Genomic DNA, 13,490 nt, shown 5'->3' on the forward strand with positions numbered 1-13,490 from the left:
GCCAAAACTGCCGCTGAAAAGCGAAGCGTTAGAGCGCCTAAGCTGCAACCATTCAAAACAATACCTGGCGTCATCCGATGCCAAAAAGGAGATCGCATGCTCGAGCTCACTATAGAGCAGATATCCATGGGCCAATCGGCCGTGGATAAACCCGCCGCCCTGCAATTGCTGGCCAATCATCTGGTGGCCGATGGTCTGGTCGCCGACGGCTACCTTGCCGGATTGCAGGCCCGGGAAGCCCAGGGCTCGACCTTTCTCGGTCAAGGTATCGCCATTCCCCACGGCACCCCGGAAACCCGCGATCAAGTGTTCGCCACTGGCGTGCGCCTGATGCAGTTTCCCGAGGGCGTGGATTGGGGCGATGGCCAGATCGTTTATCTGGCCATCGGCATTGCCGCCAAATCCGACGAACACCTGCGTCTGCTGCAACTGCTGACCCGCGCCCTCGGCGAGACTGATCTGGGCCAGGCCCTGCGTCGCGCCAGTTCGCCCGAAGCGCTGCTGAAACTGCTGCAAGGTGCGCCGCAGGAACTGGCGCTGGACGCGCAGATGATCGGTCTCGGCGTGTCTGCCGACGATTTCGAAGAGCTGGTCTGGCGTGGTGCGCGTCTATTGCGTCAGGCCGATTGTGTGAGCAACGGTTTTTCTGCGGTGCTGCAACAAGTCGAGGCGCTGCCGTTGGGCGATGGCTTGTGGTGGCTGCACAGCGAGCAAACGGTGAAACGCCCCGGCCTGGCCTTCGTGACGCCGGACAAACCGATGCGCTACCTCGGTCAGCCGCTGAGCGGTCTGTTTTGCCTGGCCAGTCTCGGCGAAGCGCATCAGGCCTTGCTTGAGCGCTTGTGCGCGCTGCTCATTGAAGGTCGCGGCCACGAACTCGGTCGGGCCACCAGCAGCCGCAAAGTCCTCGAAGTGCTCGGCGGTGAACTGCCCGCTGACTGGCCGAGTGCACGCATTGCGCTGGCCAACGCCCACGGCTTGCACGCGCGCCCGGCGAAGATCCTCGCGCAATTGGCGAAGAGTTTTAATGGCGAAATCCGTGTGCGCATCGTCGATGGCCAGGACAGCGCCGTGTCGGTGAAGAGCCTGAGCAAACTGCTCAGCCTCGGCGCCCGTCGCGGTCAGGTGCTGGAGTTGATTGCCGAACCGAGCATCGCCGCCGATGCCTTGCCGGCACTGCTCGCCGCCATCGAAGAAGGCCTCGGTGAAGAAGTCGAGCCGCTGCCCGCCATCAGCCAACAGCGCGAAGTCATTGCCGACATCGCCGAAGTGCTGATCGCTCCGGCCTCCGGCAGCCTGCTGCAAGCGATCCCGGCAGCACCGGGCATCGCCATCGGCCCGGCGCACATTCAAGTGCAACAAAGCATCGATTACCCATTGCGTGGCGAGTCCGCCGCCATCGAGCGTGAGCGCCTCAAGCAAGCGCTGGCCGATGTGCGCAACGACATTCAAGGCTTGATCGAACGCAGCAAAGCCAAAGCGATCCGCGAGATTTTCATCACCCATCAGGAGATGCTCGACGACCCGGAACTCACCGACGAAGTCGACACGCGCCTCAAGCAGGGTGAAAGCGCCGAAGCGGCGTGGATGGCGGTGATCGAAGCGGCCGCCAAGCAGCAGGAATCGTTGCAGGATGCCTTGCTCGCCGAACGTGCGGCGGATCTGCGTGACATTGGCCGCCGCGTGCTGGCGCAACTGTGTGGCGTCGCAACCCCGAGCGAGCCTGAGCAACCGTACATTCTGGTGATGGACGAGGTCGGCCCATCCGATGTGGCGCGGCTCGATCCGGCACGAGTGGCGGGGATACTGACTGCTCGCGGCGGGGCCACGGCGCACAGTGCAATCGTCGCCCGTGCTCTCGGCATTCCGGCACTGGTCGGCGCTGGCGCAGCGGTGTTGTTGCTGGCGCCGGGCACGCCGTTGCTGCTCGATGGCCAACGCGGTCGCCTGCACGTCGACGCCGATGCGGCGACCCTGCAACGCGCCGCCGAAGAACGCGACACCCGCGAGCAACGCCTGAAGATTGCCGCCGAACAACGCCACCAACCGGCACACACTACCGACGGTCACGCCGTTGAAGTGTTCGCCAACATCGGTGAAAGCGCCGGTGTGATCAGCGCGGTGGAGCAGGGCGCCGAAGGCATCGGTCTGCTGCGCACCGAGCTGATTTTCATGGCCCATCCGCAAGCGCCGGACGAAGCCACCCAGGAAGCTGAATACCGCCGCGTCCTCGACGGCCTCGCCGGTCGGCCGCTGGTGGTGCGCACGCTGGATGTCGGCGGCGACAAACCGCTGGCGTATTGGCCGATCGCCAAGGAAGAGAATCCGTTCCTCGGTGTGCGCGGTATTCGCCTGACCTTGCAGCGTCCGCAGATCATGGAAGCGCAATTGCGTGCCTTGCTGCGTTCGGCGGACAACCGTCCGCTGCGGATCATGTTCCCGATGGTCGGCAGCGTTGAAGAGTGGCGCCAGGCCCGTGACATGACCGAGCGTCTGCGTCTGGAAATCCCGGTCGCTGACCTGCAACTGGGGATCATGATCGAAGTGCCGTCCGCCGCCTTGCTGGCGCCGGTGCTGGCCAGGGAAGTCGACTTCTTCAGCGTCGGCACCAACGACCTGACCCAGTACACCCTGGCCATCGACCGTGGCCATCCAACGCTGTCGGCGCAGGCGGACGGCTTGCACCCGGCGGTACTGCAATTGATCGACATCACCGTGCGCGCGGCCCATGCCCATGGCAAATGGGTCGGCGTGTGCGGCGAACTGGCCGCAGATCCGTTGGCGGTGCCGGTGCTGGTCGGCCTCGGTGTCGATGAGCTGAGCGTGTCCGGCCGCAGCATTGCCGAAGTGAAAGCGCGCATCCGCGAACTCAGCCTGACCCAGGCGCAAACCCTTGCTCAACACGCCCTGGCCGTGGGCAGCGCCAACGAAGTGCGCGCATTAGTGGAGGCCCTGTAATGGCCAAGATTCTTACCCTGACCCTCAACCCGGCGCTGGATCTGACGGTGGAGTTGCCGGTACTGGCGGCCGGTCAGGTCAATCGCAGTGAAGAGATGCACACCCATGCCGCCGGCAAAGGTGTGAACGTCGCACAGGTGCTGGCCGATCTTGGTCATCAACTGACGGTCAGCGGCTTTCTCGGTGAAGACAATCTGCAAGCGTTCGAAACCCTGTTTGCCAAACGTGGTTTTGTCGACGCGTTTATTCGCGTGCCCGGTGAGACGCGCAGCAACATCAAGGTGGCTGAACAGGATGGTCGCATCACCGACATCAACGGCCCGGGGCCGGTGGTCGATGCCGCCGCGCAACAAGCGTTGCTCGAGCGTCTGGTGCAGATGGCGCCGGGGCATGATGCGGTGGTGGTCGCCGGCAGTTTGCCGCGCGGCGTCACTGCGCAATGGTTGCGTGAACTGATCGAACGGCTCAACCAGCTCGGCCTGAAAGTCGCCCTCGACTCCAGCGGCGAAGCCCTGCGCGAGGCCCTGAAGGCTGGCCCGTGGCTGATCAAACCGAACACCGAAGAACTCGCTGATGCGTTGGGTTGCGAGGTGGTTTCCCATGCGGCCGAAGCCCAAGCAGCGGCGCGCTTGCATGCGCAAGGCATCGAGCACGTGGTGATTTCCCACGGCGCTGACGGCGTGAACTGGTTCAGCGTCGGCTCGGCGCTGCATGCCACGCCGCCGAAAGTCAGTGTCGCCAGCACGGTTGGCGCTGGTGATTCGCTGTTGGCCGGCATGCTTCACGGTCTGCTCAGCGCCGACACGCCGGAGCAAACCCTGCGCACTGCCACGGCGATTGCCGCGATGGCGGTGACGCAGATCGGTTTTGGCATTAACGACGCCGCGCAACTGGCGCAGCTCGAACAGGGCGTGCGCGTGCGCCCCCTGACAGAACAATAAGAGGGTTTGTCATGAAGTTAGCCATTGTTACGGCGTGCCCGAACGGCATGGTCACCAGTGTGCTGTGCGCGCGGTTGCTCGATGCGGCGGCGCAACGTCAGGGCTGGAGCACCAGTGTTGAAGTGGTCGATGCGGCGCACCCGGAACGCGAGTTGTCGGCGGCAACGATCGAGGCGGCGGAGTGGGTTTTGTTGGTCGCGACAGGCGCGGTCGACATGACGCGCTTCGTCGGCAAACGCGTGTTCCAGATTGCTCCGGCACAGGCGCTGCAAGATGTTGAAGTAGTGCTGCGTCGTGGGGCTGAAGAGGCTGAAGTCTACGTTGCCCGCGCGGCTGAACCGGTTGCCGATGCAGCGCGCGCGCCACGCATCGTCGCCATCACGGCGTGCCCGACCGGTGTTGCGCACACCTTCATGGCCGCCGAAGCCTTGCAGCAAACCGCCAAGCGTCTGGGCTATGAATTGCAAGTCGAAACCCAGGGCTCCGTGGGCGCAAAGACCCCGCTGAGCGCCGCGGCGATTGCCGAGGCTGACGTGGTGTTACTGGCGGCGGATATCGAAGTCGCCACCGAGCGTTTCGCCGGCAAGAAAATCTACCGCTGCGGCACCGGCATCGCATTGAAGCAGTCTGAAGCCACGCTGAAAAAGGCCTTGGCCGAAGGTGTTGTGGAAAGCGCGGCGAGTGACGGAAAAGCACCGGCCAGGCAAGAGAAAACCGGTGTGTACAAACACCTGCTGACCGGCGTGTCGTTCATGCTGCCGATGGTCGTTGCGGGCGGTTTGATGATCGCGCTGTCGTTCGTGTTCGGCATCACCGCGTTCAAGGAAGAGGGCACACTGGCGGCGGCGCTGATGCAGATCGGCGGCGAGACCGCGTTCAAATTGATGGTGCCGCTGCTAGCGGGTTACATCGCCTATTCGATTGCCGACCGGCCAGGCCTGGCGCCGGGGATGATCGGTGGATTGCTGGCGAGCACCTTGGGCGCCGGATTCATCGGCGGGATCCTTGCCGGTTTTATCGCCGGTTATGCGGCGAAAGCGATCAGTCGTTATGTCGCGTTACCGCAAAGTCTTGAAGCGCTGAAACCGATTCTGATCATCCCGTTGTTCGCCAGTCTGTTTACCGGATTGGTGATGATCTACGTGGTGGGCAAACCGGTCGCAGGCATGCTCGCGGCGCTCACGCATTTCCTCGACAGCATGGGCACCACCAACGCGATCCTGCTCGGTGTATTGCTCGGCGGCATGATGTGCGTCGACCTCGGCGGCCCGATCAATAAAGCGGCGTATGCGTTCTCGGTGGGGCTGCTGGCGTCGCAGAGTTATGCGCCGATGGCCGCGACCATGGCCGCCGGTATGGTGCCGCCGATTGGCTTGGGCATCGCAACGTTTATAGCGCGGCGCAAGTTCGCCCAGACCGAGCGCGAAGCGGGTAAAGCGGCGCTGGTGCTGGGGCTGTGCTTTATCTCCGAAGGCGCGATTCCGTTTGCCGCAAAAGATCCGCTGCGAGTGATTCCAGCGAGCATCGCTGGCGGCGCGCTGACCGGGGCGTTGTCGATGTACTTCGGCTGCAAACTGATGGCGCCGCACGGTGGCTTGTTTGTGCTGGCCATCCCCAATGCGATCAACCATGCGCTGCTGTATTTGCTGGCGATTGTCGCGGGAAGCCTGCTGACCGCCGTCGTCTATGCAACCGTCAAACGCCCGGAAGCCGTCGAGCTGGCGCTGGAACCCACCAAAGCCTGACTGACAACACAAAACCCTTGTAGGAGCCGAGCTTGCTCGCGAAAGCGGTCTGCCGTTCAACGATGATGTTGACTGACATGGCTCCTTCGCGAGCAAGCTCAGCTCCTACATTGGTTAGTGGTGTCATGGCGAGTTCATACAGGCGTGCTTAAGTTTTCCTTTTTTCAGGGAGAACACCATGAGCGATTTCAATGTGGGTCGTCGGCGTGTCGTACAAGGGATCGGCGCCGGGTTGTTGCTGCCAGGGTTGGCGCCGGCGGTGATTGCGTCGGTGAAGGATCGTCCGCAGCTCACCGACGGCGTGCAGTCCGGCGACCTGCAAGGCGATCGCGCGGTGATCTGGAGTCGCAGCGACCGCGCCGCGCATATGGTGGTCGAGTGGGACGCGCGCAGCCAGTTTCGCAATCCACGCCGGTTGGTCTCGGCGCTCGCCGATGCCCGCAGCGACTTCACCGCCCGTGTTGAACTGACCGGGCTGCCCGCCGATCAGGCAATCTTCTATCGGGTGTATTTCAAGGACGCCCGCACCGGCGTCGCCAGCGAGCCGTGGCTGGGGCACCTGCGCAGTGCTCCGACGGCACGGCGTAACATTCGTTTTGTCTGGAGCGGCGACACTGTCGGCCAAGGCTTCGGCATCAACCCGGACATCGGCGGCATGCGCATCTACGAGGCCATGCGTTTGCGTCTGCCGGACTTCTTTATCCACAGTGGTGACACCATCTACGCCGACGGCCCGGTTCCGGCGCAGCTCACCACTGAAGGCGGTCGCATCTGGCGCAACCTCACCAGCGAAGCCAAGAGCAAGGTCGCGCAGACCCTCGACGACTATCGCGGCAACTACCGCTACAACCTGATGGACGAAAACATCCGTCGTTTCAACGCCGAAGTACCGCAGATCTGGCAGTGGGATGACCATGAAGTGGTGAATAACTGGTCGCCGGGAAAGCAGCTCGACGAGCGTTATCAGGAGAAAGATATCCACAAGCTGGTCGGTCGCGCGCGAAAAGCCTGGCTGGAATATTCGCCGATGCGCTTGCAGGCCGCCGACGCGGGCGGACGGATTTATCGCAAGCTCAGTTACGGGCCGATGCTCGATGTGTTCGTGCTCGATATGCGCAGTTATCGCGGCGCCAATGACGACAACCTCGGCGCGGCGAAACCCTTTCTGGGGCGTGAGCAACTGGACTGGCTCAAGCGCGGACTGAAGAAATCGAAAGCCCAGTGGAAGGTCATTGCCGCCGACATGCCGATCGGCCTTGGCGTGCCGGATGGCGAGGTCAGTCCGGGTGTGGCGCGTTGGGAAGCAGTGGCCAATGGTGACCCCGGTCCGGCGCAAGGACGGGAGCTGGAAGTCGCCGAACTGCTTGGTTACCTGCGTGCGCAGCAGGTGCGCAATTTCGTCTTCCTCACAGCGGATGTGCATTACTGCGCGGCGCATCACTATCACCCGGATCGCGCGGCGTTTCAGGATTTCGAACCGTTCTGGGAGTTTGTTGCGGGGCCTTTGAATGCCGGGAGTTTCGGGCCTAATCCGCTGGATAAAACCTTTGGCCCGGAGGTGGTGTTCGAGAAGGCACCGCCGACGCAAAACGCGTCGCCGTTTGCCGGGTTTCAGTTTTTTGGCGAAGTGAATATTGAAGGGCAGAGCGGGGAGATGAGTGTGGTGTTGCGGGATTTGAATGGGGTGGCGGTATTCGAGAAAAAACTGCAGCCAGTGTGATCCAGATACCCCGTGTAGGAGCTGCCGCAGGCTGCGATCTTTTAGTTTTTTAACAGCAAGATCAAAAGATCGCAGCCTGCGGCAGCTCCTGCACGGGCATGTGTGGGGTCAGTAGACGTCGCGGCGGTAGCGGCCCTGTTCGATCAGGCGCTCGACTTCGGCGGCACCGAGGATGTCGTTGAGCACTTGATCAACGCCCGAAGCCATCCCTTGCAGGCTGCCGCAGATGTAGATCACGGCACCGTCAGCCAACCATTTTTTCAATTCGTCAGCCGATTCGCGCAAGCGATCCTGCACATAAATCTTTTCTGCCTGATCGCGCGAAAACGCCAGATCCAGCCGCGCCAGATCACCGTTGATCAACCACTCTTCCAGCTCTGCGCGGCAGAGGAAATCGTGTTGACGATTGCGCTCGCCAAACAATAACCACTGGCGCTGCTGGCCGTCGGCAATCCGCGCCTTGAGCAAACTGCGCAGCCCGGCCAGTCCGGTGCCGTTGCCCAAAAGAATCATCGGCAGCGGCTCGTTCGGCAAGTGGAAACCACTGTTGCGGCGCACGCGCAAACTGATGCTGCCACCGACTGGCGCATGCTCGGTCAGCCAGCCGGAGCCGATGCCAAGGCTGCCGTCGGCATGCTGCTCCTGACGCACGATGAGCTCCAACACACCGTCGCCGGCAATCGAGGCAATTGAATATTCGCGCATGTTCAGCGGCACCATCGCATCAACCAGCGCCTGCGCATGCAGGCCGACCAGGTGCGCGCGGTGCTCAGGCAATTGACGCGAGGCCAGCGCGACTTCCAGCGGCTCGTCGAGGCCGTTGATTTTCACCGAGGTCTCGCCACGAATGCCGAGGCCGTCGAGGAAGTGCTCGATGACCCACGGGCAGTTGCGCGGCAGCACTTCGACCAGGTCACCGGCCAGCCAGCTGCTGGTATTCGGTGCGCTCAGGCCCAACAGATAAACCGGGGAACCGCTGCTGTCCGGGTTCATCAGTTCGCGGCGCGTCAGTGTCCAGTTGTCGTAGCTCGGCGCTTGCCAGGTATCGACCGGAGCCTGGCCGGTGAGCAGGCCGAGTTGGGTTTGCCAGTGGCGCAGGGCGTAGGGATCGCCACTGTCGACTTCTACCGGCGCGAACAAGGTCTTGCCACCGTGATCGCTCAGCCATTGATGCAGGCGTTTGGCGAAGCCACAGAAGTGCTGATACTGACGATCGCCAAGACCGAGCACCGCGTAGTTCAGGTTGTCGAGTGCTGAAGCTTTGCTCAGCACCTTGCGCTCGAAACCACGCGCACTGTCCGGCGCTTCGCCGTCGCCAAACGTGCTTACCACGAATAGCGCGTTGTTTGATTCACGCAGATCCTGTTCGCTGACATTCGCCAGTGGCTGCACCTTTACCGGCAACCCGGCGGCCTGCAATTGGCCGGCGGTCTGCCACGCCAGTTGCTCGGCAAAACCGCTCTGGCTGGCAAAACCGATCAGCCACCCCGACGCATCGCCGGCCGGTTGGTCGAGACCTTTGCGGGCATCCTTGATCTGCTTTTTCTTGCGCCGACGATCCAGATACAACAGCCATCCAGTGATGAAGAACAGCGGCATGCACACCGCCGCGACGGTAACGATGATCCGCCCGACGAGGCCGAAATAGCTGCCGACGTGCAACGCGTAAATGCTCGTCAGCAATTGCGCCTTGAAGCTTTTGTCGGCGTAGCGGTCGACGCGTTTGACGATGCCGGTGGCCGGGTCGAGAGTGATCTGGTTCAGGGCGCGATCATGGGGTGAGCTGTCGAGCAGATAGAACACGGTCGCCGGTTGGCCGGCCACCGCTGGCATGCGGATGTTGTAGGCAGCAAGGCCCGGGCCGGCGGCGCTGTAGATGCTGCTCCACATCGCCGCGTAGTCGGCAGTTGGTGCCGGGCCTTCTGGAGCCGGGCCGCGACCGCCGCGCACGCGCTCGTTTTGCGGGGCGTCGGAAAGCAGTTTGGTCAGGCCCTTGTTGTACCACTCGTACGACCACGACAACCCGGTCAGCGCCAGCAACAGGTAGACCAACAGGCACCAGGTGCCGGCCACCGAGTGCAGATCCCAGTTGAAGGCGCGGCCCTTTTTCTTCCAGTCGAGGGTCAGCCACACACGCCAGTGGTTCCACTGACGCGGCCAGCGCAGGTAAAGACCAGACAGACAGAAGAACAGCAGGATCAGCGTGCAGGCGCCGGTGATGTTGCGCCCGGTATCGCCCATCGCGAGGAAGCGGTGCAGTTGCAGCATCAGGCCGAAGAAATCCTGGCCGACGGCATCGCCCATGAATTCGCCGGTGTACGGGTCGAAGTAACGCATCTCGCCGCGACGTTCGCCCTTGGGCGGGGTGAAGAACACTTTCGCGGCGTTCCCGCTGTCGGTTTCGACCCAGAGCATCGAGACGGTCTTGCCCGAAGTGGCTTCGATGCGCTCCACCAGTTCGACAGGCGGCAGCACGCCGGCGACTTGTTTTTCCACCTGCAACACGGAGGGGTTCAGCGCCCGCAGGATTTCATCCTGAAACGAATAGGTCGCACCGGTGATGCCCATCAGGGCCAGCACCAGGCCTGCAGTGATGCCAAAAAACCAGTGCAACTGGAACAGGGTTTTCTTCAACACGTCACTCGCCATCCGTTCGAAAATTGTCTTCACGGCGCGCATTATGCCGTGGGTTATCGAGAAGCGTTCTTTATTACGCAGAAAAGCCCCGCTCAATTGAATGAACGGGGCCGAGCCTTGCAGCGCATTCCCTGTAGGAGCGAGCCTGCTCGCGAAGGCGTCGTGTCAGTCAGCTTCTACTTAACTGACCCACCGCTTTCGCGAGCAGGCTCGCTCCCACAGGTTTCCACATCGGTTAGAAGTGGAAATTGGTGCTCAGCAGTGCCGTACGCCCCGCCGCCTGGTTGGCGAAGTGGGTCGAGAAGGCTTTGTCGTAGTAGGTTTCGTTGGTCAGGTTCTGCACGTTGAGTTGCAGGTCGACGTTCTTGGTCAGCTTGTAAGCTGCCATCGCGTCGTAACGTACATACGAATCGACCATGGTGGTGTTGGCCACGCTGCCGAAGACGTCATCAACGTAGAACGCACCGCCACCGATGGTCAGCTTCGGCGTGACCTGGTAAGTGGTCCACAGGCTGGCACTGTTTTTCGGTGTGTTCGGCAGTTCGTTACCGTCGGTGGCGCGGTTGAGCGGGCCGCCATCCACCTGCTCGCTGTCCATGTAGGCGTAACCGGCGAACACTTGCCACTTGTCAGTGATCTTGCCGCTGGCCGACAGTTCGACACCTTGCACGCGGGTCTTGCCGGCGTTTTCGTACGACGTGGTATCGACTTGCACACGAGCGTTTTCTTTCTCGGTGCGGAAGATGTCGGCGGTCAGCGACAGACGATCATTCAACAGATCCCACTTGGTACCGATTTCGTAGTTCTTGGTGGTTTCCGGCTCCATGTCGCTGCTCAGCAGATTGCCGCTGCGATCGGTGGCGCCGCCCAACGGGTTGCCGTCCATGCCTTCACCGAGGGTATTGCCCGGTGGCGTCGCCGAGGTGGCGTAGGAGGCATAGATGCTGCCGTTTTCTGCCGGCTTGTAGACGATGCCGAACTGACCGGTAACGAACTCGCTGGTGTCATCGCCCTTGGCCGTGGTCGCGCCGGCAGCGGTATACGACTTGTAGTCGGTGTCGAAATGGTCGTAGCGCAGACCCATGTTCACCAGCCACTGCTCGTTCAACTCCAGGGTGTCGAACACATACAGCGCGTAGGTGTTGGCCTTGGTGTCGGTGCCGGCGTAGTTACGCGAGATCGCGCCGTTCCACGGATCGTTCGGGTTCGGGTTCGACAGCGAGGTGCAGTTGTAGCCACTCGATGCGCCGATCATCGACGGGGTGCAGTTGGTGGTCGCGGCGCTGGTGCGTGGCGTGGTGTCGGTGTTGACGTTGTACGAGGACTTCTGGCTTTCCTCCCGGGTGTATTCAACGCCAGTGGAGAAGCTGTTCTTGAAGCCGGCGACGTAGAAGTTGCCGAACAGGTCGGTCTGGTTGGTGGTGGTCTCGGTGTTGCTCACCCGAGTATTCGCACGACGCCAGACGCTGCCATTGTTGACGTTGCCCTTGCTGTCGTCCGGCTGAGTGAGGATGTAATCCTGCATGCTGGTGCCGTGACGCAGGGTGTTCTTGATCGTCAGCGAGTCGCTCAGGTCATGCTCGATGGCGAAGGTCGCGGTGTCGGTGCGGCCCTTGCGGAAGTCGCGATCCAGACCGTAGAAGTTGCTGTGGTCGCCACCCGAGTACGGTTTGTCCGGGTTGGACTTGGTGCGCGCCGCCGAGCCACCGGTTGGAATGGTGTACGGGATGCCCGAATCCGGGGTGTCGTTGCTTTCGAGATGGTAGTAATCGAGGTTGACGCGGGTGTCGGTACCCAGGCCAAAGGCCAGGGACGGGGCGATACCCCAACGGTCGTAATCGACCTTGTCGCGACCGGCAACGTTGCTCTCGTGGCTCATCAGGTTGAGACGGCCGGCGGCGGTGTCGCTGAACTGGTAGTTGCCGTCGAGGGTGTAGCGCTGGGTCTGGTCGGAGCCCCAGGTGAACCCACCGTCGAACGAGTTGCCCAGATGGGCTTTCTTGCTGACCAGGTTGATGCTGCCGCCGGCTGCGCCACGACCGCCGATGGCTGAGTTCGGGCCCTTGCTGACTTCAATGTTTTCCACGGCGAAGATCTCGCGGCTCTGCGAACCGGTGTCGCGCACGCCGTCGAGGTAGGTGTCGCCCTGAGCGTCGAAACCACGGATGAACGGGCGGTCGCCCTGCGGGTTGCCGCCTTCACCGGCACCGAAGGTGATGCCTGGCACGGTACGCAGCGCGTCCTGCATGTTCAGGGCGCCGGTGTCTTTCAGAACCTGTTGCGGAATTACCGTTACCGAGCGCGGCGTGTCGACCAGCGGTGCGGTGTACTTGGGCGAGGAGGCTTTCTCGACCTGGTAGGACGTCGGGTCCTGCGTTTCGCCGGTGATGGCGGTAGCGTCCAGGGCGATGGCATTACCAGAGGCTTTGCTGTCGGTTTTTTCGGCAGCGAACACCATGTGGCCTGCAGAGCTGGCGGTAATCGCTACGCCAATTGCAGAGGCGAGCAAACGTGGTGAACTGACTGGTAATTGTGCGTGTTGACGTGCCATTGAAATTCCCCTCCCCAAGGATTTGAGGGGGCGGAATATAGGGTAAACAGGTATTCGTATCAATTGCGAAACATTGCTAACTGCACTGAATTTACATTCTTTACATTTTAACCTTACGGTTTTTGCCAGTTCATTCGTCTCTCGGGTTTTACACGGCCAATAAGAATCAATACCATTGCCGCCTCTTTGCCATCAGGTGACATCGCCATGCTGCTGCACATCCCCGGACTGTTCGCCAAAGACGAGGTGCAGCGCATCCGCGAGGCGCTGGAACAGGCCGATTGGGCCGATGGCAAGATCACTGCCGGCTTCCAGTCGGCCAAGGCCAAGCACAATTTGCAGTTGCCCGAAGGCCATCCGCTGGCCAAGGAAATCGGTGCAGCGATGCTTGAGCGGTTGTGGAAAAATCCACTGTTCATGTCCGCCGCGTTGCCGCACAAAGTATTCCCGCCGTTAGTGAACTGTTACACGGCCGGTGGCAGTTTCGACTTCCACATCGACAACGCGGTGCGCCAACCGAAAGGCAGTATCGAGCGCGTACGCACGGATATCTCGGCGACGCTGTTCTTCAGTGAGCCTGCGGATTACGACGGCGGCGAACTGGAGATCCAGGACACTTACGGCACACAACGGGTGAAGCTACCGGCCGGCGACATGGTCTTGTACCCCGGCACCAGCCTGCACAAGGTCAACGCGGTCACTCGCGGCGCACGCTATGCGTCGTTCTTCTGGACGCAAAGTCTGGTGCGCGAAGACAGCCAGCGTGCGTTGCTGTTCGAGATGGACGGCGCGATCCAGCAGCTCACTCAAGACATGCCTGATCACCCCTCGCTGATCCGCCTTACCGGCACTTATCACAATTTGCTGCGTCGCTGGGTCGAGGTCTGAGTGACAGACTTTCGCTTGCGCCGCGAGGAAGTCCTCGACGGCGCGCAATT

At 61.7% G+C, this 13,490-nt stretch carries 7 protein-coding genes; 5 read left to right on the plus strand and 2 right to left on the minus strand.

Translation table 11 applies throughout. The features are described 5' to 3' along the window. Positions 1-96 precede the first annotated feature (96 nt). The 4 genes from ptsP (at position 97) to JFT91_RS24095 (ending at position 7,364) form a co-directional block, all read left to right on the plus strand. Entirely contained in the window at positions 97-2,958 is a 2,862-nt protein-coding gene (gene ptsP, locus JFT91_RS24080) for a phosphoenolpyruvate--protein phosphotransferase (protein ID WP_201234099.1), read from the plus strand. Further along, on the plus strand, positions 2,958-3,899 hold the full coding sequence (pfkB, locus tag JFT91_RS24085) for a 1-phosphofructokinase (protein ID WP_201234100.1): 942 nt from the start codon (positions 2,958-2,960) through the stop codon (positions 3,897-3,899). The genes ptsP and pfkB overlap by 1 nt, the downstream gene beginning before the upstream one ends. Positions 3,900-3,910: 11 nt before the next feature. Then, the gene (locus JFT91_RS24090; RefSeq protein WP_201234101.1) at positions 3,911-5,644 is read left to right on the plus strand and encodes a PTS fructose-like transporter subunit IIB; all 1,734 of its coding nucleotides are present in this window, start codon (positions 3,911-3,913) and stop codon (positions 5,642-5,644) included. Between the two features lie 178 nt (positions 5,645-5,822). Then, complete coding sequence (locus tag JFT91_RS24095; RefSeq protein ID WP_201234102.1) at positions 5,823-7,364, plus strand: alkaline phosphatase D family protein; 1,542 nt, start codon at positions 5,823-5,825, stop codon at positions 7,362-7,364. A gap of 108 nt (positions 7,365-7,472) precedes the next feature. Here the strand turns inward: JFT91_RS24095 and JFT91_RS24100 are convergent, their stop codons facing one another. Together JFT91_RS24100 and JFT91_RS24105 are read right to left on the minus strand one after the other, a co-directional pair. Continuing rightward, positions 7,473-10,001: a PepSY domain-containing protein gene (locus JFT91_RS24100; RefSeq protein WP_201234313.1), complete on the minus strand. Its 2,529-nt coding sequence runs from the start codon at positions 9,999-10,001 to the stop codon at positions 7,473-7,475. 235 nt (positions 10,002-10,236) lie between these two features. Beyond that, positions 10,237-12,552 carry a TonB-dependent receptor gene (locus JFT91_RS24105; RefSeq protein ID WP_201228003.1) on the minus strand — a complete coding sequence of 772 codons (2,316 nt, stop codon included), beginning with the start codon at positions 12,550-12,552 and terminating at the stop codon, positions 10,237-10,239. Between the two features lie 207 nt (positions 12,553-12,759). Between JFT91_RS24105 and JFT91_RS24110 the strand changes: the two genes are divergently transcribed. Further along, positions 12,760-13,440, plus strand: coding sequence for a Fe2+-dependent dioxygenase (locus JFT91_RS24110; protein ID WP_201228002.1), 681 nt, complete (start codon positions 12,760-12,762; stop codon positions 13,438-13,440). The last annotated feature ends 50 nt before the right edge of the window (positions 13,441-13,490 follow it).

The organism is Pseudomonas sp. TH08, assembly GCF_016651275.1.
Classification (GTDB): domain Bacteria; phylum Pseudomonadota; class Gammaproteobacteria; order Pseudomonadales; family Pseudomonadaceae; genus Aquipseudomonas.

What these genes read in the sequence shown, in the direction of transcription:
- JFT91_RS24095 (WP_201234102.1), top strand. Translation starts at nt 5,823, where the DNA reads ATGAGCGATTTCAATGTGGGTCGTCGGCGTGTCGTACAAGGGATCGGC.
- pfkB (WP_201234100.1), top strand. Translation starts at nt 2,958, where the DNA reads ATGGCCAAGATTCTTACCCTGACCCTCAACCCGGCGCTGGATCTGACG.
- JFT91_RS24090 (WP_201234101.1), top strand. Translation starts at nt 3,911, where the DNA reads ATGAAGTTAGCCATTGTTACGGCGTGCCCGAACGGCATGGTCACCAGT.
- JFT91_RS24105 (WP_201228003.1), bottom strand. Translation starts at nt 12,552, where the DNA reads ATGGCACGTCAACACGCACAATTACCAGTCAGTTCACCACGTTTGCTC.
- ptsP (WP_201234099.1), top strand. Translation starts at nt 97, where the DNA reads ATGCTCGAGCTCACTATAGAGCAGATATCCATGGGCCAATCGGCCGTG.
- JFT91_RS24110 (WP_201228002.1), top strand. Translation starts at nt 12,760, where the DNA reads ATGCTGCTGCACATCCCCGGACTGTTCGCCAAAGACGAGGTGCAGCGC.